We start from the raw sequence: 19,978 nt of genomic DNA, 5'->3' as shown, positions 1-19,978 counted from the left end.
GGACGGAACGAGGCGAGCCGAGACGGCGCGAAACGAACGGACCGGCCGAGTTAGGGCAGTTGGACCTGCTCTTCGGCTTCGAGCAGTTCATGGTAGCGGTTGCGGATGGTGACTTCCGAGATGTTGGCGACCTCGGAGACCTCGTTCTGCGTCACCTTCTCGTTGGTGAGGAGCGAGGCCGCGTAGACGGCGGCGGCGGCGAGGCCGACCGGCGACTTCCCGGAGTGGACGCCCTGTTCTTTGGCGTTCTTCAAGAGCTGTCGGGCGCGCCGCTCGGACTCGTCGGAGAGACCGAGTTCGCTGGCGAACCGCGGGACGTACTGCTCGGGGTCGGCGGGCTTGATTTCGAGCTTCAGCTCGCGGACGACGTACCGATAGGTGCGGGCGATTTCGTCCTTCTCGACGCGCGAGACGCTCGTGATTTCGTCGAGCGAGCGCGGGGTGCCGGCCATCCGGGCGGCGGCGTACAGCGCCGAGGTGGCGACGCCCTCGATGGAACGACCCGGAAGCAGGTCGTCGTCGAGCGCGCGGCGATAGATGACCGAGGCGGTCTCGCGGACGTTGTCCGGGAGGCCGAGCGCGGAGGCCATGCGGTCGATTTCGCCGAGCGCCTGCTTGAGATTGCGCTCTTTCGAGTCTCGGGTGCGGAACCGCTCGTTCCACGTGCGAAGCCGCTGCATCTTCTCGCGCTGGCGGGACGACAGCGAGCGCCCGTAGGCGTCTTTGTTCTGCCACCCGATGTTGGTCGACAGCCCCTTGTCGTGCATCATGTTCGTCGTGGGCGCGCCGACGCGGGACTTCTGGTCTTTCTCCGAGGAGTTGAACGCGCGCCACTCGGGGCCGTGGTCGATTTCGTCTTCCTCTACGACGAGGCCACAGTCGTCGCAGACCGTCTCGCCGTGTTCGGTGTCGGAGACGAGGCTCTCCGAGCCGCACTCGGGACACGTGGGCGTCTGCTCCCGCTCGGTGTCGGTCTGCTCGGTATCTTTAGTATTCTCTTTGCGCACGCGCGCGTTACCGGTCGTGAAACGTCGGACACTTTCTGTCATTTGTGTGCGAGAGAAGCAACTGGGAACGGTCGTTCTCCGTCTATTCGTATTGACCCTCGTTACTTATATCTGACGGCGACGGGAGGACGGAATGACGCGGGTTCGCGCGGTCGGTCCCGGCCGCCTCGCCGGTGGTCTCGACCGGGCGGGCTCGCGCCGGTGACCGGACGAAACGACCCACACCGAAACCCTTACTCCCGGTCTCCCATTCCTCCGATACATGAGCGATACGCCCGTCGACGCCGACGAGGTTCGACACGTCGCCGAGTTGGCGCGGGTCGACCTCGACGAGGACGAGGTCGAGGAGTTCGCGGCGCAGTTCGCGGACATCCTCGGCTACTTCGACGCCCTCGACGAGGTCCCCGAAGTCGACCGCGAGGACGAACTGGTGAACGTGATGCGCCCCGACGAGGTCCGCGACGGACTCACCCAGGAGGAGGCGCTGTCGAACGCCGCAGAGACCGAAGACGGCTTCTTCAAGGGACCGCGGGTGTCGTAATGTCGCTGAACGCCTTCATCACGAAAGAGACGCTCGACGGCTCCGACGACGGCCCGCTTTCGGGCAAGACGGTCGCCGTCAAGGACAACATCTCCACGGAGGGGCTGCGGACGACCTGCGGCTCCGCGATGCTCGAAGACTACGTCCCGCCGTACGACGCGACCGTCGTCGAACTCCTGAAGGACGCCGGCGCGACCATCGTCGGCAAGGCCAACATGGACGAGTTCGGCATGGGGACGACGACCGAGACCTCGGCGTTCGGCCCGACGAAGAACCCCGTCGACGAGTCCCGCGTTCCCGGCGGTTCCTCCGGCGGTTCCGCGGCCGCCGTCGCCGCCGGCGAGGCCGACCTCGCGCTCGGAACCGACACCGGCGGCTCCATCCGCTGTCCCGCCGCGTTCTGCGGCGTCGTCGGCATCAAGCCGACCTACGGCCTCGTCTCGCGCTACGGCCTCGTCGCCTACGCGAACTCCCTCGAACAGATCGGCCCCATCGCGCCGACCGTCGAGGACGCCGCCGCGCTCCTCGACGTCATCGCCGGCCCCGACGACCGCGACGGCACGACCCGCGACGCCGGCGCGGACTCGAACTACGCCGCGGCCGCCGACGGCGACGTCGAGGGCCTCACCATCGGCGTCCCGACCGAGTTCGTCGAGGGCGCGGACGACGGCGTCGAGGCGGCGTTCTGGGCCGCGCTCGACGAACTCGAAGCGCAGGGCGCGGAGTACCGCGAGGTCAGCATGCCCTCCGTCGAGAAGGCCGTCGCCGCCTACTACGTCATCGCCATGTCCGAGGCGTCGTCGAACCTCGCTCGCTTCGACGGCGTCCGCTACGGCAAGTCCGGCGGCTACGACGGCAACTGGAACGAGGCGTTCGCCCGCGCCCGCGAGGAGGGATTCGGTTCCGAGGTCAAACGCCGCGTCCTCCTCGGCACGTACGCCCTCTCCGCGGGCTACCACGACAAGTACTACGCGAAGGCGCAGGACGCCCGCGCGTGGGTCAAACAGGACTTCGACGAGGCGTTCGAGGACGTGGACGTGGTCGCGTCGCCGACGATGCCCGTCCCGCCGTTCGAACTCGGCGAGAGCCTCGACGACCCGCTGCAGATGTACCTCGCCGACGCCAACACCGTGCCGGTGAACCTCGCGAACCTCCCCGCCATCTCGGTTCCGGCCGGCGAGACCGACGGCCTCCCGGTCGGCCTCCAACTCATCGGCCCCAAGTTCGGCGAGGAGACCATCGTCCGCGCCGCGTCCGCGGTCGAGAACTGAGTCGGTCGCGGGGGTTTCTCGGGCGCTTGGTTCCGAAGCAGTAGGCTATCTCTCCTGCAGTCCGTTTTCGGGCGACGGAACGCCATGCCGATAGTTTTTCCACGACCCGACGCGCACGCCGGAACGTCATGTACATCATCGTCGTCGGCGCGGGAAACATCGGCACGCCGCTCATCGAAATCGCCACCGAGGGCGGCAACGAGGTCGTCGTCGTCGAACGCGACGGGGCGAAAGCCGAGGCGGCCGCCGCGACGTTCGACTGCCTCGTCCTCAACGACGACGCCACGGTCAAACAGACGCTCGACGAGGCCGGCGCGGACCGCGCCGACGCCATCATCACGACGACCGACAAGGACGCGACCAACATCATGGTCTGTCTGTTGGCGAAGGAGCTCGATATCCCCGACATCGTCTCGGTCGTCCACAACCCCGAGCACATGAACCTCTACCGTCAAATCGGCGTCAACACGATGGAGAACCCCCAGCGACTCATCGCGGAGTACCTCTACCGGGCGGTCAAACGCCCCTCTATCGTCGACTACATGCGCATCGGCGAGCACGCCGAGGTGTTCGAAATCCGCGTCGACGAGGGCGCGCCGATTACGGGAATGACGATTCAGGAGGCCGCACAGGAGAACCTCCTCGACGGCGACACCCTCATCGTCGCCGTCGAGCGCGAGGGCGACGACGACCCCGTGACGCCCCGCGGGAACACCACTATCGGGTCCGGCGACCTCCTGACGGTCTACTCCGCGAAGGGAGCGACGCCAGAGGTGACTGACGTGTTCGGCCACTACGAGGACCACTGATGCCCCGCCGCGGACGAACCGTCTCGGGGTGGCCCGCCGACCTCGCGGTCATCGGACGCGACGTGGGGTCGCTTCTCGTCATGGAGGCCGCCCTGATGACCGCCACGGTCCTCGTCGCGGTCGGCTTCCGCGAGTGGTACGCCGCGCTCGCGTTCCTCACCGCTGGGGGCGCGACGGCGTTCGTCGGACTGGGCGCGCGGAAGGCCTTCGAGGGCGCACCCAACCCCCGCATGAAACACGGGATGATAATCGCCGCCGCGGGCTGGTTCGCCACCGCCGCGTTCGGGTCGCTTCCCTTCTTCCTCACGGCGCAGTTCGCCCCGCAGAGCGTCTTCTCGGCGCTCGTCCCCGCCGGCGTCGACTACGCCCAGTCGAGCCTCGTCTACTTCCGCGACCCGCTGCACGCCCTCTTCGAGAGCATGAGCGGCTGGACCGGAAGCGGGCTGACGATGGGCGTCCACGAGCCGTCGCTCCCGCGGACGATTCAGTGGTGGCGCTCGCTCATCCAGTGGGTCGGCGGCGTGGGCGTCATCGTCCTCACCGTCTCCATCCTCTCGCGACCCGGGAGCGGGAGCTACGCCCTGTACCGCGGCGAGGCCAGAGAGGAGAAGATTCACCCGAGCGTCGTCTCGACGGTCCGCACGGTCTGGAAGATTTTCGTCGGCTACACGCTCCTGTCGGTGGCCGTCCTCTTTTTCGCCATCCGCGCCAGCGACTACGGGGCGACGCTCCCGCTGTGGGAGGTCGCGTGGCAGGCGCTCAACCACGCGATGACGGGGCTTTCGACCGGCGGGTTCGCCGTCACCGACGGCTCTATCGGCACGTACGACTCGCCGCTCATCGAGACGGTGCTGCTCCCCGTCATGGCGCTGGGCGCAATCGCCTTCCCCGTCCACTACGCCATTCTGAAAAACCGCGATATCGACCGCCTCTGGGGCGACCTCCAGACGCGCTGGCTCCTCGTTCTCTTCGCGGTCGGCGGGGTCGCGCTCGCCGTCCAGAACCTCGTCAGCCTCCCGGCGACCGCGGGGTCGGCGTTCGTCGAGACCGCCGACTACTTCGGACTCTCGGGCGTTCTCGGCGGACCGGGGTCGGACGCCGTCCGCGACGCCGCGTTCCACTGGGTGAGCGCGCTCACCTGCACCGGCTTTCAGGCCGCGCCGCTCGGCGAGTGGTCAGACGGCGGGAAAATCCTCCTGTCGGGGGCGATGACGCTCGGCGGGGCCGCCGGGTCGACCGTCGGCGGCATCAAAATCATCCGCGGCTACACCATCTCCCGCGGCATCCGCTGGCAGTTCTCCCGCGTCTTCCTCCCCGAGAGCGCCATCGTCAACATCGAGATGAACGGCCGCCGGCTCTCGCGGACCGAGATGGACCGCGAGTTCTCCGAGGCGGCCATCGTCTCGATGCTCTGGGTGCTCCTCCTCGTCGGGTCGAGCGTCCTCCTCGCGAACCTCGCCGGGCCGGAGTTCACCTACGCCGACGCGCTGTTCGAAGTCGCGTCCGCACAGGGGAACGTCGGCATCTCGACGGGCATCACCGGGCCGTGGATGAACCCGTGGGCCGAGGCGATGTTCCTGTTTAACATGTGGGTCGGCCGCCTCGAAATCATCCCGGTGTTGGTGTTCGCTCGCTCGGTCATCTACGGGCTGAACCCCTGATGAAAAGCGGGCACTGATTCCTGTTTTTCCGACGCTATCGCCGCCAGTACTCCGGCGTGAAGATGACTAACACGGGCAGTATCTCCAGCCGGCCCACCCACATGAGAAGCACCATGTACAGCTTCGAGCCGTTGGAGAAGCCGAGGTAGCTCCCCATCGGGCCGGCGACGCCGAAGCCCGGCCCGACGTTCCCGAGGGTCGCGGCGACGGCGCTCATGGTTTCGAGGATGCTCACGTCGAAGCCGATGCGCGCGGCGTCGAGGTGGAGCAGGCCGGTCGAGACGAAAAACAGCACGAGATACAGGAGCGTGAAGGCGTAGATGCCGCGGATGGCGCGCTCGTCGACCGCGCGGCCCGCGAGCCTGACGGGGCGGACCGCCTCGGGGTGGGCCGTCGTAAACAGCTCCCGGCGGAGCGACTTCACGATGACGTACCAGCGGACGATTTTGACCGCGCCGCCGGTCGACCCGCCGGAGCCGCCGATGAACATCGCGAACAGCAGGACGTACTGCGCCGGCGCGCTCCACGCGTTGAAGTCGATGCTGGCGTAGCCCGTCGTCGTGACGATGGAGACGACCTGAAACACCGACTGCCGGACCGCGGGCTCGACGTTGCCGATGATGGCTGTTCGGATGCCTTCGAGGTAGAGTTGGTCGTACGTCTCGCCCGCGGGCGCGACGGACATGAGCCCGTCGCCGAGGAACAGAACCCCCGCGAGGATGGCAGAGATGACGCCGATGACGCCGAGGTAGGACTTGAACTCGGTGTCGCGGAACAGCCGCTTCGGGTCGCCAGTGAGGACGTGCCAAAACAGCGCGAAGTTGGTCCCGGCGGCGACCATGAAGGGGACGATGACCCACTGCGCGGCCGCCGAAAACGCCTCGATGCTCCGGGCCTCCGGCGAGAACCCGCCGGTCGGCATCGTCGTCAGCCCGTGGGCGATGGCGTTGTACACGCCCATGTTCGGGGCGTGGCCGGTGACGTTGAGTCCGTAGAGGAGGACGATTTCGAGGACGGTGAGACCGAGGTACGCGCCCCAGAGCGCGCGGGCCGTCTCGGCGATGCGCGGGGTGAGCTTCTCGATGCCGGGGCCGGGCGCTTCCGCGTCCATCAGCTGTGCGCCCCCGACGGAGAGTTCTGGGAGGATGGCGACCGCGAGAACGACGATACCCATCCCGCCGAGCCACTGGGTGAGCTGTCGCCACATCATGATGCCGCGGGTGTGGGAGTCGAACGAGATGTCGCCGAGCACCGTCGCCCCGGTCGTCGTGAAGCCGCTCATCGTCTCGAACAGCGCGTTCGCCGGGTTACCGAGGGTCGATTCGGGGTGAACGGGCGACGCGAGGAAGGGGATGCCGTGGGCCTCGATGAGAAACGGTATCGCGCCGACTATCGTGACCGCCAACCACGTCACCGCGACCATCAGGAACCCCTCGCGGGCACCGATGTCCGGCTCGTCGGCGAGCCGTTCGAGCCCCGTGCCGACGAGGACCGTGACGGCCATCGTGACGACGAACGGGAGCACCGACTCGCCGTAGTACAGCGCGACCACGAGCGGGAAACAAAGAGGGACCGCGAGATACTTCAGGACGGTCCCCACGAGACGCAGGCTGGCTCTGTAATCGACCCGCAATTTCATCCGTGGACTAACGTACCGAGCGCCGGGTTCTTCCGTGTTCGGGTTCGCACCGGATGCGGCGTCGTACCGCGGCGGGGTCGTTAGGACGACCGTCCGGCGACGGGCCGACTCACAGGTTCGGGGCCACGTCGTCGATGACGCAGCTATCGACGAAGACGACGACGTGGTCGCCGGGTTCGATGACGGTGTCGCCGCGGGGGGTGATGAACTCCCGGCGGCGGGTTATCGCGCCGATGACGACGCCCTCGGGGAGCGTGGCGACCGACTCCCGAATCGGCTTGCCCGCGAGGACGCTCTCGGCGTCGACCTCGATTTCCAGCACCTCGGCCTTGTTCGATTCGATGAGCGCGACGTTCTCCGCGCCGCCCTCGCGGGTGAAGCGGGTTATCTCTTCCGCGACGACCTCGCGGGGGCTGACGCCCACGTCGACGCCGACGGCCTCGAACAGCTCCACGTACGGCGTCGTGTCGATGACGGCGACGGTGCGTTCGACGCCGAGTCGGGCGGCGAGAAGCGACACGAGCAGATTCTTCTCGTCGGAGTCGAGCGCCGACACGAGCAGGTCGGCGTCGCCGATGTACTCGCGTTCGAGGAAGTCCACGTCGGTCGCGTCGCTCTCCATGACGATGGTTCCGGGGAGCATCTCCGCGAGGTCGCGGGCGCGCTCCGCGTCGTGCTCGATGAGTCTGGGCTTGAAGCCGCGCTCTTCGAGCAGGCGGGCGACGTGGTAGCCGATTTCGCTGCCGCCGACGATGACGACCTCCTCCGCGGTCCCCGGCGGTTCGTCCGGCGAGACGGAGCTTGCGAACCCCTGGACGCTCTTGGGGCTGCCGATGACGACGACGCGGTCGCCGGGGCCGATGACGGAGTCGCCGCGGGGAATCGTCACCTCGCCGTCGCGGAGGATGGCCGCGAACGTCAGCGAGTCGAAGCGGTCGGCCTCGCTCACGGTCTGGTTGGCGACGGGGCTCTCCTCGTCGACTTCGAACTCCGCCATCTGGACCTGCCCGCCCGCGAAGGGGTCGACGTCGCGCGCGGCGGGGAGGCCGACGACGCGGACGATGGACTCCGCGGCGAGCAGGTTCGTACAGACCATGAAGTCGATGCCGAACGCCTTCTCGGAGCGCTGCCACGTCCGGAGGTACTCCGTGTTCTTGACGCGGGCGATGGTGAAGGCGTCCGAGATGGCCTTGGCGGTCGCGCAGGCGACGATGTTCGTCTCGTCGTCGTCGGTCGAGGCGATGACCATGTCGGCGCGCTCCACGTCGGCCTCTTCGAGCGTGTCCACGGACGTGCCGTCGCCGTGGAGCGCGAGCACGTCGAGCGAGTAGTTCAGTTCGTCGACGCGCTCCGGGTCGCAGTCGATGACGACGACCTCGTGGGTCTCGTCGAGGTCGGCCGCGATGGACGACCCGACCTGTCCGGCACCGATGATTATCACGCGCACCAGAGACCAGCCCCTGTCATACCCCTGTGTTGGTCCGCGGGCGCGTATGTGCATTTCCCTTCACGAATCGCCCGTACACCGCCGCTCACGGCCCCGGTTTCGAGTGTACCGTCAGTTCCACGCGCCGCGGTCGCCCCTCGATGTCGGCGACGATGCGCTCGACGATTCGCTCCGCCTCCTTCTGGAGCACCGGCCGGAGCTTGTCGATGACCCACCCCAGCGAGACGAACCGCGGCAGGTCGATATCGCCGGCGGAGACGCTGTCGGGGTCGTACTCGACCTCGAAGAAGACGCGGCAGGCGGCGTCGGCGTCCGACGGGGCCTCGGCCGGCAGGTCGTCGAGTTCCTCGACTCGCCAGCGGCCGACGGCGTGTACGTCCTTGGTGATGGTCCAGTCGATTCGCGTCGGCGGGGTGACGTCGGTCACCTTCGACTCGGCGGTGTAGCTGAGTTTCCACCACGAAAACGACAGGCCGTACCGCGTCCCCGGCGACCCGTCGCCCGACTGCCGCACGTCCCGCAGGTGCTTCGAGTAGTCGGCGTACCGCGGGAAGTCGACGAGGAACTCGTATATCTCCTCGGGCGGCAGGTAGACGACGGTGCTGACGGCTATCTCGTCCACGGGCGTCGAATGGGGTCGGCGGGACCAAAGCCTTGTGGGCCGCGTTGGGCCCGCCCGTGGCCCCTGCCCGGCATCGCAATCGCAACCTATAATCGGTCGGTGGGCCGACATAGAGCCGAATGGTGGGGGGGGACGCTTCGGGACATCAGAGCCGAGATTCGGTCTCTGGCGCGTTCCGACGGCGACTACGCAGTCGTGTGCGGCCGCACGGGGTCTGAGCCTGCGGCCGCAACGGGCCGGCGGTTTCCGGACCGGCGCGCCGCCGGGGAGGCCGCGGAACTGACGCGGGACTACCGGGCGGCGCTCCGGCGATACGACCCGAACATCCCGTACGACGACCCGCTCGTCTACGAGGTGTCGGAGGGGCTCCCTCGGGCGGTCACCGAGGCGTCGGCGGACGAGTACGCCCGCTACAGCGCCTTTTGCCACGACACCGCTGGCGCGCTGTTCGAGGCGCTGTCGGAACTCGGTTACAGAGAGGCCGAGACCGCCGCGATGGAGACGTACCTCACGCTGGCCGAGGTCGTCGACGACCACGACGACTTCTGTCTGACGCTGGTGTGGAGTCTGATGAGCGAACTGGACGTTCGCCTCTCGGCGGCCGAGCGGCGGGCGGCCGTCGAGGCGGCCGCGGACCTGTTTTCTCCGACCGCGACGCCGAACCCCGTGGACGCGACGCTTCGACACCTCGAAGCCGTCGGCTTCGTCGAGGGCTACTCGGTGCGGCCGATTCCCGACGCCGAGGCGGACGGCGCGCGCGATGTCGACGCCGGACCCGACGCTCGGGCCGACACCCGAACGGACGCCCGGACCGACGGGGACGACAGCGCTCGGACGTGGGAACTCACCTTCGGCGACTACGCGCTCGCGGAGCGCACCGGCCGGATTCCGACGCTTCCGATCGCCGTGGCTCTCCTCCGCCGGACGCCGGAGCGAGCCGTGCGCTTTCTCGACGGCGAGGCGCTCTCGGACGGCCGCTGGCGGCTCCGGCTCCGCATGTCGCCGAAAGGCGACGGGGGGCGAGACCCCGGCTCCGCGGGCCTCGTCAGCGTCGAGGCGGTCGAGAACCGCTGGCTCAACGACACGGGCGCGTCGCTGGAACGGTAGCGTAGCCCGCCCCGTCCCGTCCCGTCCCGTCCCGCTCCGTCCCGCCGCACCCGCACGCCGCGAGATTCGGCAGACTTCGGCGACATCCGTACGGTTTTACTCGCCGATGAGCTATCGCACGACATGACCGAGACCGCTCCACGAGACGCGCTCGTCGTCGGCGGCGGCGTCGCCGGCCTCACCGCCGCGACGTTCCTCGCGCGCGCCGACCTCGACACCCTCGTCGTCAACGACGACGAGCCGATCGTTCGCCGGAACGCCCACCTCGAAAACGTCCCCGGCTTCCCGGCGGGCGTCAACAGCCGGCTCTTTACCGACCTCCTCTCCGAACAGGCCGACCGCAGCGGTGCGGCCCGACTGGCGGGCCGCGTGACCGACCTCGACGTGCTCGGCGACGACGACGACCCGCTGTTCCGCGCGACGGTCGAGACCGACGACGGCGAAGAGACCGTCGAGGCGTCGCGGGTCGTCGCCGCGTCGTGGTCCGACGCGTCGTACCTCGAAGACACGGGCGTCGACCTCCGGGCCGCCGGCTCGAAGACCTACGTCGGCGTGGACGACCTCGGGCGGACGGCGGTCCCCGGCATCTACGCCGCGGGGCGACTGACCGAGATTTACCACCAGGCGGTCGTCGCCGCCGGCGACGCCGCGGAGACGGCCATCACGCTCGTCCACGACTCGGGGACGGCGTTCTACAACGACTGGGTCGCGCCGACCGGCTACTTCACCGACCGCGGCCGCGAGGTCCCGCCGGCCTGCGAGGAGATAGACGCCGACGAGCGCGACCGCCGCGAGAGCGAGTCCCGCGAGGTCATGCGCGAGTTCTTCGCCGAGCCGCACGACGAACCCCAGCGCACCCACCCGAGCCTCGTCGACGACGAACTCGGGCGACTCGACGAGTAACCGAACCAGCCACGCCGCGGGCGGGCCGACCGCCGGTCCCGCGTTCGCCCGCGGACGCGAATCCTTTTAGCGGGTAGCGGGCGCAGAGACGAGTGAATGCTCGAAGGTGTGAACGTCGCGCTCGGGGTGACGGGAAGTATCGCGGCCGTGAAAGTCGTCGAGTTGGCGCACGAACTCCGCCGCCGGGGGGCGTCGGTCCGCGCGGTGATGACCGACGCGTCGACTGGAATCATCCACCCGTGGGCGGTCGAGTTCGCCACCGACGACGACGTGGTGACCGAGATTACCGGCCGCGTCGAACACGTCGAGCTCTGCGGCCGCGACGGCTGGGCCGACGTGTTCCTCGTCGCGCCCGCGACCGCCAACACGGTCGGCAAGATAGCCGCCGCCATCGACGACTCCCCCGTGACGACCACCGCGACCACCGCCCTCGGCGCGGGCGTCCCGGTCGTCATCGCGCCCGCGATGCACGAGCCCATGTACGACCACCCCGGCGTCCTCGACGCTATCGAGCGGGTGCGGTCGTGGGGCGTCGAGTTCGTCGACCCGCGAATCGAGGAGGGGAAGGCGAAAATCGCGACCGAGGAGGCCATCGTCACCGGCGTGGCGAAGGCGACGACCGAACAGACCCTCGCCGGGAAATCCGTCGTCGTCACCGCCGGCGCGACGACCGAGTCCATCGACCCCATCCGCACCCTCTCGAACCGCGCGTCCGGCCGCACGGGCCGCGCCGTCGCCCGCGCGCTCGCTATCCGCGGCGCGGACGTGACGCTCGTCCACGACGGCGACGACGTGCACTACGCCGACGCGCTCGCCGTCGAGTCGGCCGCCGAGATGCTGGAGGCCGTCGAGGCCGCGGTCGACGCCGACGCCGACGCGCTCGTCTCGGCGGCCGCCATCTCCGATTTCACCGTCGAGGCGGCCGACGAGAAGATTCGCTCCGGCGAGGCGCGCACGCTCGACCTCGAACCCGCGCCGAAGCTCATCGACGCCGTCCGCGAGTCGCACCCCGACCTCACCATCGTCGGCTTCAAGGCCGAGACGACCGGTGACGACGAGGCGATGGTCGGCGAGGCCCGCCGCATCATGGACCGCGTCGGCCTCGCGTTCGTCGTCGCCAACGACGCCTCCGTGATGGGTGCCGACGAGACCCGCGCGCTCGTCGTCCGCGCCGACGAGGCGAGCGAGTACGTCGGGTCGAAAGACGGACTCGGCGCTCGCGTCGCTGCGGAGTTGGCGAACGAGTTCGAAAAATAGGCCCCCGGTGGGTCGTCAGTCGTCGCCGTTCGCGGCGTTCGCGGCGTCCGCACCGTCGGCGTCGCCCGGCGCGGCGTCCTGTCTGGGCCACGTGACCCCGTCGAGGAACGGGACGCCCATGCGCTGGGCGGCCTGCGAAATCATGTGCGCGCCCGTCGGCGCGGTGAGGAACAGGAACAACACCGTGACGAGCGCCATCAGTCCGTCGCCGTTGGGCAGGTAGTACACCGTCGCGGCGAGCGCGATGGAGGCCGCCCCCAGCGTGGTCGCCTTCGAGGTGGCGTGCATCCGGTTGTAGACGTTGGGGAACCGGAGCAGGCCGATGGTCCCGACGAGGAGGAAGAAGCTCCCCACGACCGTCAGGAGGATGACGAGCGCCGCGCGAACGGGACCGGCCGTCGCGGCGGCCGCGGTCTCTGCGGCGGTCATTCGATGATGTCCCCCTCCGTGACGTACCGAGCCACGGTAATCGTGCTGATGAAGCCGATGATGGCGAGCACGAGGCTCACGCCGACGAAGTAGCCCTGTTGGCTCCAGATGGCGTACAGCGCCGCGATGGCGACGACGTTCGTCCCGATGGTGTCGAGCGCGACGACCCGGTCGGGCACCGTCGGCCCGCGGATGACGCGGTAGCTCACGAGGAGCGTCAGCCCCGCGGCGAGCGCGAGGCCGGCGAAGAGGACGGCGTCCATCCACGCGAGGTACGCGGGCTCAGCCATGTTGCTCACCTCCCGGCGCGGCGGCGGGCGCGTCGCCGCCGTCCGCGGGGCGAACCCCGGCCTGCGGCGCGGGGTCGCCCGGTTTCAGTTCCTCGTCGAAGATGACGAGCGCGTAGTCCTCCCAGCGGCGGATGGGTTCGAGGGTGCCGTCGGGGTCGCTCCCGTCGATGCTGTGCACGTACAGCGAGTTGGTTTCGTCGTCGTAATCCATGGTCAGCGTCCCCGGAGTGAGGGTGATACTGTTCGCGATAGTCGTGATGGCGAGCGGCGTCCGCACGCGGAGCGGCACCTCGACCACGGCGGGGTCGATGGGCATCGACGGCGACAGCGTCCGCACCGCCACGTCGACGTTGGCCGTGAGGAGTTCCCAGAGGAACGTCGCGAGGTACAGCGCCGCGTAGGGCGCGACGCGGAGGCTCCGCGCGACGGGCGCTTCGTCGCCGTAGAACCGCCGGAAGAAGAAGGCGATGCCCATCCCGACGCCGAGGCCGATGATGAACTCCTCCAGCAGGCGCTGGGGCGTCAGTTCGACGCCGCGAACGAACAGCCAGAGGACGGCCATGATGACCCCCGAAACCGGCCAGCGGCGGCTCATCAGTGGCCACCTCCGCCGGATTCGAAGCCGACTCCCGGACCGTGCATCACGGCGTCGACGTAGCCGTTCGTGTCGAGGGCGGCGTGGGCCGCGGCGTCCGCGGCACCGAACAGCGCCTCGAAGCCGATACCGAAGCCGATGGCGGCGACGGCGAGCGCGACGACGACGGTCACCTGCGCGGTGAGTTCGAGCCGTTCGAGGCCGTCGTCACCGCCGTCGGTCATCGCCACGTCGCCCGCGCCGACGGCCCAGCGCTCGGGGAGCGCGGCGTCGACGAGGTCGCTCGGGCGACCCCAGAACACCGCGTTCCACGCGCGGGTGTAGTAGGCGATGGTCAAGATAGCGCCGGCGAGCGCGACGGCGAGCGCGAGTCCCGCGCCGGCCGCGCCCGCGGCGAACGCCTCCGCGGCCGCTTGGAAGACGAGGTACTTCCCGAAGAAGCCCGACAGCGGCGGGACGCCGATGAGCGTCAGCGCGCCGAGGAGGAAGCCGGCGGCGAGCACCGGCGCTCTGTCGGCGAGACCGCCGAGGTCGGAGAGGCGGTCGCTGCCGACGACGTCCTTGAGCGTGCCGCTCGCGAGGAACAGCAGGCTCTTGGCGATACCGTGGTTGAACGCGTAGACCAGCGCGGCGGTCACGCCGAGCGCCCGAACCGCCTCGGACGGCGCGGTCGCGGCCACCGCCAGCGGGAGGACGATGAAGCCAACCTGACTGATAGAGGAGTACGCGAGGATGCCGTCCACGTCGTCGCGGCCGACCGCGCCGATGCCGCCGAGGACGATGCTGACCGCGGCCATTGCGAACATGACCGGGCCGAAGAAGCCGAGGAACGACTCCCCGGTGATGCCGAGGAAGTTGAGGTCGATGGACGCCGCGGCGAAGACGGTGAAGTAGAGCCGGACGATGGCGTAGACGCCGACCTTCTTCACGACGCCGGCGAGCATCGCGGTCACCGGCGACGGCGCGGCGCGGTAGGCCGCGGGCACCCAGAACTGGAAGGGCGCGAGGCCGGCCTTTAGCGCGAACACCGAGAACAGCACCGCCGACAGGCCGAGCGTCGGCAGGAGTTCGATGTCGTAGGCGGCCGGTTCGGCCAGTCGCCGGGCGATGTCGGCCATGTTGAGCGTCCCGGTCGTGCTGTAGAGACCGCCGATGGCGACGAGCATCACCGCGCTCCCGATGAGGTTGAGCACGACGTAGTTGAGCGCCGCGCGGGTGTGCTCGCGGCCGGAGTAAAACAGCACGAGGATGTAGCTCGACATGAGCATCACCTCGAACCAGACGAACAGGTTGAACACGTCGCCGGTGAGGAACGAGCCGGTGACGCCGACCACCATGAAGTGGAACAGCGTGTGGTAGCTGAGGCGCTGGCCGAACGAGCCGACCGACGCGACGGAGTAACCGAGCGCCAGGAGCGACACGAAGCCGGTGAGCGCCAGCATGAACACCGACAGGGCGTCGGCGACGAGCGTGATGCCGAACGGCGCAGCCCAGTTCGAGACCTGATAGACGAGCGTGGTCGACTCGCCGCCGAGCGGCAGGACCACGGCGTCGAACAGGGCGGCGACGGCGACGAGGTAGGCGACGCCGCCGAGCAGGCTGACCGTCCGTTGGAGTATGTCGCTCGGGCGCGTGAGCAGCGTCAGAATCGCCGTCACGAGCGCCACGAGGAGCGGTGCGATGACGACCGTGCTCATCTGCTCCCTCCGAGTTCGTACATGTCGATTGTTCCGTGTTCCTCGTACACCCGGTAGGTCAAGACGAGCGCGAGCGCCGTCGTCCCGAAGCCGATGACGATGGCGGTGAGGACGAGCGCCTGCACGATGGGGTCCGAGGGTGCCGGACCGCTCGCGCCGTGTCCCGAGAGGATGGGTGCGAGCCCGTCGAATCCGCCCATGGTGACGAGGTAGACGTTGGCCGATTGGCTGATGATGCTGATACCCCAGACGACGCGAACCACGTCGCGTCGGAGCACGAGGTACGTGCCGATACTGAACAGGACGCCGAGCGTGGCGGCGAGGAAGAACTGGGTCATTCGTTACCGACCTCCGCGACGATGGTGAGCAGTCCGCCGACGACGGCGAAGAAGACGCCGAGGTCGAAGGCGAACGCGCTCGCGACTTCGAGTTCGCCGTAGATGGGCAGGTGCTCCAAGAAGAGCACGCCCTGCGTCAGGAACGGCGCGCCGAACGCGAGCGGGGCGAGGCTGGACGCCACGGCGATTGCGAGGCCGAGCGAGGCCATCCAGCGGTAGGTCTCGACGAGTCGGTGTCGCTCCGAGCCGTCGGGTTTGATGGCGAGCACCTCCCGCTGGATGAACTCCAGCCCGAAGATGATGTAGACGAGCGCGAACGCGGCCGCCGCGAGGACGGCCCCGATGAAGCCGCCGCCGGGGAGGTTGTGCCCGCGGAACAACAGCGCGATAGCCGTCACGAGGATGATGGGGACGACGATGCGCGCGACGGTCCGCGAGATGACGGTCGTCCGACCGGACGAGCCGTTCACTGGCCCTCACCCCGCGTCCGCATGCGAATCAGCGTCAGGATGGCGAGCGACGCCATCACGACGACCGAAATCTCGCCCATGGTGTCGAATCCGCGGAAGTCGACGAGGATGACGTTGACGATGTTCGACCCGCCGCCGTAGTCCGCGAAGAACGGCCCGTGTTCCGCCGGGACGCCGGCCCGAGACACGAAGAACTCCTGTAGCAGCGGGTCTGGGGAGGCGTCCGTCGAGAGCAGGACGGTGAGGAACACCGTCCCGCCGACGGCGAGCGACAGCAGGCCGTCGCGGACGGAGACGAGTCGGTCCGGCGCGTCGCCGTAGAACGCCGGCAGGCGGTCCAAGACGAGCAGGAAGATGACCAACACGAGCGTCTCGACGACCAGTTGGGTCAACGCGAGGTCGGGCGCGTCCGCGAGGATGTAGAAGATTGCGACCATGAAGCCGACGATAGACAGCGTCAGGACGCCCGCCACGTGCGACGGCGCGACGTCGACCGCAAAGGCGGCGACGAGCGCGACGAGGAGCACGAGCACGATGGGAATCGAGACGCTGAGTTCGCTGAACCCGGGCAGGGCGACGCCCGCGGCCGCGTAGCCGCCGAGCGCGAGCGCGACGAAGCCGAAGAGGCCCCACGTCGCGTAGGTGCGCAGGAGGCCGGTCTGAATCTTCGGCGTGACGGCGACGCTCGTCGTCGTCAGTCCCTCGACGAAGTTGTCGTACCACCAGTTCGCGCGGACGGGGCCGCGCAGCGCCGCGTTGATGGCGTCGTGGATGCGGTCGTAGAACGGGAAGGCGGCCGCACCGACGACGATGGTGACGATGCTCATGATCACGTACGGAGTGAGTTCGGTCGGGAAGTGGACCGAAAAGGAGTGCGCCTCGCCGGGGACGACGCTCCCGTACACGTCGCCGATGAGCCCCTCGATGAAGAGGTTCGGCTGGGCGGAGATGGCGAGGACGAGCGCGCCGAGAATCGCCGGCGGGACGAGCATCGCCACCGGCGGGCGGTGGACGTGGCCCAGTCCGTCGGGTTCGTCGCCGAAGAACAGCGAGGCGAACTTGATGGAGTAGAGGAACGTGAAGACGCTCCCGAACACCGCGACGACCGGGAAGACCCACGCGATGCCGCCCATGTGCTCGGCGGCGTAGTACGTCGACTCGAACAGCAGTTCCTTCGAGTAGAAGCCGTTGAACGGCGGGAACCCGGCCATCGACAGCGACGCGACGACTGCAATGACGGCCGTCACGGGCAGGTGTTTCCGGAGTCCGCCGAGGCGCTCTATGTTCCGCGTGCCGGCCTCGTGGGCGATGATGCCCGCGACCATGAACAGCGCGGCCTTGAAGCTCGCGTGGTTCAGGATGTGGAACGCGCCGGCCTCCGCGCCGTAGCTGTTGGCGAAGCCGAAGCCGGCGATGATGAGGCCGAGGTGCGAGGCCGTCGAGTACGCGAGCAGCTCCTTGATGTCGGTCGCGCTCACCGCGAGCATGGCCGCGACGGTCATCGTCAGCAGGCCGAGCACGGCGAAGACGAGCGTCCACTCGCCGAGCACCGCCGCGTCCTCGGGGAGGAAAAGCGGGCGGAATCGGCCGACGAGGTAGACGCCGGCTTTGACCATCGTCGCGGAGTGGAGGAACGCCGAGACCGGCGTCGGAGCCTCCATCGCGTTGGGAAGCCACACGTGGAACGGGACCTGCGCGGACTTCGTCGCCGCGCCGAGGCCGACGAGGACGAGCACGGGGACGAGCAGACCGGAGGCCGTCAGGACCTCGCGAATCGCGTCCGCGTGTTCGACCAAAAGCGGGATGCTGTAGGTCGTCCCCTCGATGGCCGTCGTCTGGCCGGACGCCCAGACGAGAAGCAGGAAGCCGACCAGCATGAACAGGCCGCCGGAGACGGTGATGAGCATCGACTTCCGGGCGGCGTACTGGGAGGCTTCCTCGCCGGTGTAGTGGCCGATGAGGATGAACGACGAGAGGCTCGTCAGCTCCCAGAAGACGAACAGGGCGACGAGGTCGCCCGCGAGGGCGACGCCGAGCATCGAGCCCATGAACGCCAACAGGGTCGCGTAGTATTTCGCCTGGCCCGGCTCGCCGTGCATGTATCCTCCGGAGTACGTGAGGATGAGCACGCCGACCCCGCTGGCGAGGAAGGCGATGAGAAGCGCCAACCCGTCTACGTGAAACGCCAGCGAGATTCCGAGCGAGGGAATCCAGTCGAACGGCACGGTTCCGTGCGCCCCCGCGAGATACTGGTCCGTCACGAGGCCGAGCGTGACCAGCGCGACGGCGGCCGCGAAGTACGCCGTGCGCTCACCCAAGAGCCGGTAGACTACCGGGGTGAACGCCGCGGCGAGAAACGGCAAGAAGACGACCGCGAGGACGACTTCCGGTGTGGGTTGCACGGGGGAAATTGCGGGAAGCGCCGACTTAGGTGTTGTCAAACCCGTTGGTTGTCCGGCATCGAAACGGGACGCCCGGTCGGTTTATTCGCTGATTTCTCAACTTCATGATTTTCTACTGAGGGCGAAATTTATATTCTCGGACGACGATAGTACGTCTTAGAGCACAGTCACCCCTTCGAGAATATTCGTCGCGCCGGCGGGATTCGTCCGCGCGGCCCGATCGGCGCTGTGCTCACGCGTCGCGTCGCCCGTCTCACCGACGAGCGCACGCGACTCCACCGCGTCGTCCGTGAGGGAGGCGGTCGCGCTGTCAGCCGTCTTCGTCCGCACGCGAGGTGTCCAATCAGAGATACTTGTCATAGTTTCTGGAGTCCCCGGTTCGGCCCTCTCTCACCCCGCTGGTCCGCCCTGAAAGCGGTCACCGTCTCGGGGGCGCAACTACTTTATACGCGCATTCGGAGGCTTTCATCAGAGATGGACGGACGTGCATCGAGCGACGAACTCTTGGATATACTCGGAGACACCGAGTCCCGGGCACTGCTCGTGGCGCTCCGCCGCGAGCCCCGCACCGCCAAGGAGCTCGGTGAGACGCTCGACCTCTCGCTTCCGACCGTGTACCGACGGCTCGACCGGCTGTGCGAGTGCGGTCTCGTCAGTTCGACGACCGAGGTCCGCGACGACGGCACGCACCGCCGCCGCTACGACTGCGACTTCGACGAGACGGTCGTCTCGCTTTCGGTCGAGGGGTTCCGGGCCGAGGTCCGCTTGACTCCCACGTTATCGAGCGAGCGAACCGAGCCCGGAGCCGACTGACGGCCGACCGTCCGCCGGCGTCTGCGCCCGTCCCTGTCACGTCCTTCGCAGCCCGTCGATCCCCGCTTCGCTGTCGTGTCTCGTTCTCCGAATCGGGTGTCAAACGGCGTCCTACCCGTCCTGAGGCCGGTTTTTCAGCGAGAGAAACTACACCTCTACATTTATAGCAACAACTGACAATCTGAGATTCATGATACGTCCAGGCGCGCGCTCCGGGCAGGGAGACGCGCAGCGTCAGGGCAGGGGGGGAAACGAATGATAATCGACCCGTCACGGATGGCATCCGTCAACGGACCGGGACCCGACAGCGAGGTCGCGATGGACGCGCTCCGGGGGACTGCGAAGGGGGCAGTCTCGCTGGTCGCCGTCTACGGTGCGACGGCGTTCGACCTGTTTCACGTCGGTGAAACGGTCCGTGAGGACTTCAAAAGCCGCGAGGAACTCGTGGCGCATCTGAGTTCGCTCGCCGAGGAGACTCGGCGCGAGTTCATGGAACGCGGGCTGTTTTCCGGGCTGAGTCCGGTACAGAACAGCGTCGAGTACCGCTTCGAGGAACGCGACGGCTACGGCGTGTTGCAGGTCTACTGCGGCGGTCGCGGCATGCTGCTTTTCGTCGACCCCGACGAGAGCGTCGAGCCGCTCGTGAAGACCGCGTCACAGCTTCTCGGCGGGATGTAACC

General features: G+C 68.3%; 21 protein-coding genes. 9 read left to right on the top strand and 12 right to left on the bottom strand.

Annotated elements, in window-relative coordinates; all coding sequences use genetic code 11:
- Positions 1–50: 50 nt before the first annotated feature.
- Entirely contained in the window at positions 51–1,007 is a 957-nt protein-coding gene (locus NDI65_RS03440) for a transcription initiation factor IIB (protein WP_193310934.1), read from the bottom strand.
- Positions 1,008–1,269: 262 nt separating this feature from the next.
- Between NDI65_RS03440 and gatC the strand changes: the two genes are divergently transcribed.
- From gatC to NDI65_RS03420, 4 genes are all read left to right on the top strand, one after another.
- Entirely contained in the window at positions 1,270–1,548 is a 279-nt protein-coding gene (gene gatC / locus NDI65_RS03435) for an Asp-tRNA(Asn)/Glu-tRNA(Gln) amidotransferase subunit GatC (protein WP_004064004.1), read from the top strand.
- The gene (gene gatA / locus NDI65_RS03430) at positions 1,548–2,819 is read left to right on the top strand and encodes an Asp-tRNA(Asn)/Glu-tRNA(Gln) amidotransferase subunit GatA (RefSeq protein WP_089778541.1); all 1,272 of its coding nucleotides are present in this window, start codon (positions 1,548–1,550) and stop codon (positions 2,817–2,819) included. The genes gatC and gatA overlap by 1 nt, the downstream gene beginning before the upstream one ends.
- 128 nt (positions 2,820–2,947) lie before the next feature.
- Positions 2,948–3,628, top strand: a complete 681-nt coding sequence (locus NDI65_RS03425; RefSeq protein ID WP_089778539.1) for a TrkA family potassium uptake protein — start codon at positions 2,948–2,950, stop codon at positions 3,626–3,628.
- A complete protein-coding gene (locus NDI65_RS03420; protein WP_089778537.1) occupies positions 3,628–5,289 on the top strand; it encodes a TrkH family potassium uptake protein in 1,662 nt (553 codons plus the stop codon). The genes NDI65_RS03425 and NDI65_RS03420 overlap by 1 nt, the downstream gene beginning before the upstream one ends.
- Before the next feature lie 34 nt (positions 5,290–5,323).
- Here NDI65_RS03420 and NDI65_RS03415 read toward each other — a convergent pair whose 3' ends face one another.
- The 3 genes from NDI65_RS03415 to NDI65_RS03405 all read right to left on the bottom strand — a co-directional run bounded on the left by NDI65_RS03415 (position 5,324) and on the right by NDI65_RS03405 (position 8,997).
- Positions 5,324–6,928, bottom strand: a complete 1,605-nt coding sequence (locus NDI65_RS03415) for a TrkH family potassium uptake protein (protein WP_310893404.1) — start codon at positions 6,926–6,928, stop codon at positions 5,324–5,326.
- A 109-nt stretch (positions 6,929–7,037) separates the two neighbouring features.
- Positions 7,038–8,375, bottom strand: a complete 1,338-nt coding sequence (gene trkA, locus NDI65_RS03410) for a Trk system potassium transporter TrkA (RefSeq protein WP_089778533.1) — start codon at positions 8,373–8,375, stop codon at positions 7,038–7,040.
- A gap of 85 nt (positions 8,376–8,460) precedes the next feature.
- On the bottom strand, positions 8,461–8,997 hold the full coding sequence (locus NDI65_RS03405; protein WP_089778531.1) for an SRPBCC family protein: 537 nt from the start codon (positions 8,995–8,997) through the stop codon (positions 8,461–8,463).
- Between the two features lie 99 nt (positions 8,998–9,096).
- Here NDI65_RS03405 and NDI65_RS03400 point away from each other — a divergent pair, with 99 nt between their 5' ends.
- The 3 genes from NDI65_RS03400 to coaBC all read left to right on the top strand — a co-directional run bounded on the left by NDI65_RS03400 (position 9,097) and on the right by coaBC (position 12,264).
- Positions 9,097–10,104 carry a hypothetical protein gene (locus tag NDI65_RS03400; protein WP_310893403.1) on the top strand — a complete coding sequence of 336 codons (1,008 nt, stop codon included), beginning with the start codon at positions 9,097–9,099 and terminating at the stop codon, positions 10,102–10,104.
- A 123-nt stretch (positions 10,105–10,227) separates the two neighbouring features.
- Entirely contained in the window at positions 10,228–11,007 is a 780-nt protein-coding gene (locus NDI65_RS03395) for an FAD-dependent oxidoreductase (protein WP_089778526.1), read from the top strand.
- 96 nt (positions 11,008–11,103) lie between these two features.
- Entirely contained in the window at positions 11,104–12,264 is a 1,161-nt protein-coding gene (gene coaBC, locus NDI65_RS03390) for a bifunctional phosphopantothenoylcysteine decarboxylase/phosphopantothenate--cysteine ligase CoaBC (protein WP_310893402.1), read from the top strand.
- Positions 12,265–12,279: 15 nt separating this feature from the next.
- On the opposite strand, the gene mnhG is transcribed toward coaBC, so the two are convergent.
- The 8 genes from mnhG to NDI65_RS03350 form a co-directional block, all read right to left on the bottom strand.
- Complete coding sequence (mnhG, locus tag NDI65_RS03385; RefSeq protein WP_089778522.1) at positions 12,280–12,693, bottom strand: monovalent cation/H(+) antiporter subunit G; 414 nt, start codon at positions 12,691–12,693, stop codon at positions 12,280–12,282.
- Entirely contained in the window at positions 12,690–12,983 is a 294-nt protein-coding gene (locus NDI65_RS03380; protein WP_089778520.1) for a cation:proton antiporter, read from the bottom strand. The genes mnhG and NDI65_RS03380 overlap by 4 nt, the downstream gene beginning before the upstream one ends.
- On the bottom strand, positions 12,976–13,578 hold the full coding sequence (locus tag NDI65_RS03375; RefSeq protein ID WP_089778518.1) for a Na+/H+ antiporter subunit E: 603 nt from the start codon (positions 13,576–13,578) through the stop codon (positions 12,976–12,978). Before NDI65_RS03375 ends, NDI65_RS03380 begins: the two co-directional genes overlap by 8 nt.
- A complete protein-coding gene (locus NDI65_RS03370) occupies positions 13,578–15,275 on the bottom strand; it encodes a proton-conducting transporter membrane subunit (RefSeq protein ID WP_310893401.1) in 1,698 nt (565 codons plus the stop codon). The genes NDI65_RS03375 and NDI65_RS03370 overlap by 1 nt, the downstream gene beginning before the upstream one ends.
- Entirely contained in the window at positions 15,272–15,613 is a 342-nt protein-coding gene (locus tag NDI65_RS03365; RefSeq protein WP_004043872.1) for a sodium:proton antiporter, read from the bottom strand. The genes NDI65_RS03370 and NDI65_RS03365 overlap by 4 nt, the downstream gene beginning before the upstream one ends.
- The gene (locus tag NDI65_RS03360) at positions 15,610–16,083 is read right to left on the bottom strand and encodes an MnhB domain-containing protein (RefSeq protein ID WP_089778516.1); all 474 of its coding nucleotides are present in this window, start codon (positions 16,081–16,083) and stop codon (positions 15,610–15,612) included. Before NDI65_RS03360 ends, NDI65_RS03365 begins: the two co-directional genes overlap by 4 nt.
- Positions 16,080–18,485: a hydrogen gas-evolving membrane-bound hydrogenase subunit E gene (gene mbhE / locus NDI65_RS03355; RefSeq protein ID WP_042662204.1), complete on the bottom strand. Its 2,406-nt coding sequence runs from the start codon at positions 18,483–18,485 to the stop codon at positions 16,080–16,082. The genes NDI65_RS03360 and mbhE overlap by 4 nt, the downstream gene beginning before the upstream one ends.
- Positions 18,486–18,641: 156 nt before the next feature.
- Positions 18,642–18,815: a hypothetical protein gene (locus NDI65_RS03350; protein ID WP_167344102.1), complete on the bottom strand. Its 174-nt coding sequence runs from the start codon at positions 18,813–18,815 to the stop codon at positions 18,642–18,644.
- A gap of 144 nt (positions 18,816–18,959) precedes the next feature.
- On the opposite strand from NDI65_RS03350, the gene NDI65_RS03345 reads away from it, so the two are divergent.
- The gene (locus NDI65_RS03345; RefSeq protein ID WP_042662203.1) at positions 18,960–19,298 is read left to right on the top strand and encodes a winged helix-turn-helix domain-containing protein; all 339 of its coding nucleotides are present in this window, start codon (positions 18,960–18,962) and stop codon (positions 19,296–19,298) included.
- Positions 19,299–19,574: 276 nt separating this feature from the next.
- Positions 19,575–19,976: a hypothetical protein gene (locus NDI65_RS03340; RefSeq protein ID WP_042662202.1), complete on the top strand. Its 402-nt coding sequence runs from the start codon at positions 19,575–19,577 to the stop codon at positions 19,974–19,976.
- Positions 19,977–19,978: the final 2 nt, after the last annotated feature.

It is taken from the genome of Haloferax sp. S2CR25 (assembly GCF_031624535.1).
GTDB classification, from domain to species: Archaea; Halobacteriota; Halobacteria; order Halobacteriales; family Haloferacaceae; genus Haloferax; species Haloferax massiliensis.
The sequence above is the reverse complement of the archived record's forward strand: the minus strand, read 5'-3'. Positions and strand labels throughout refer to the sequence as shown.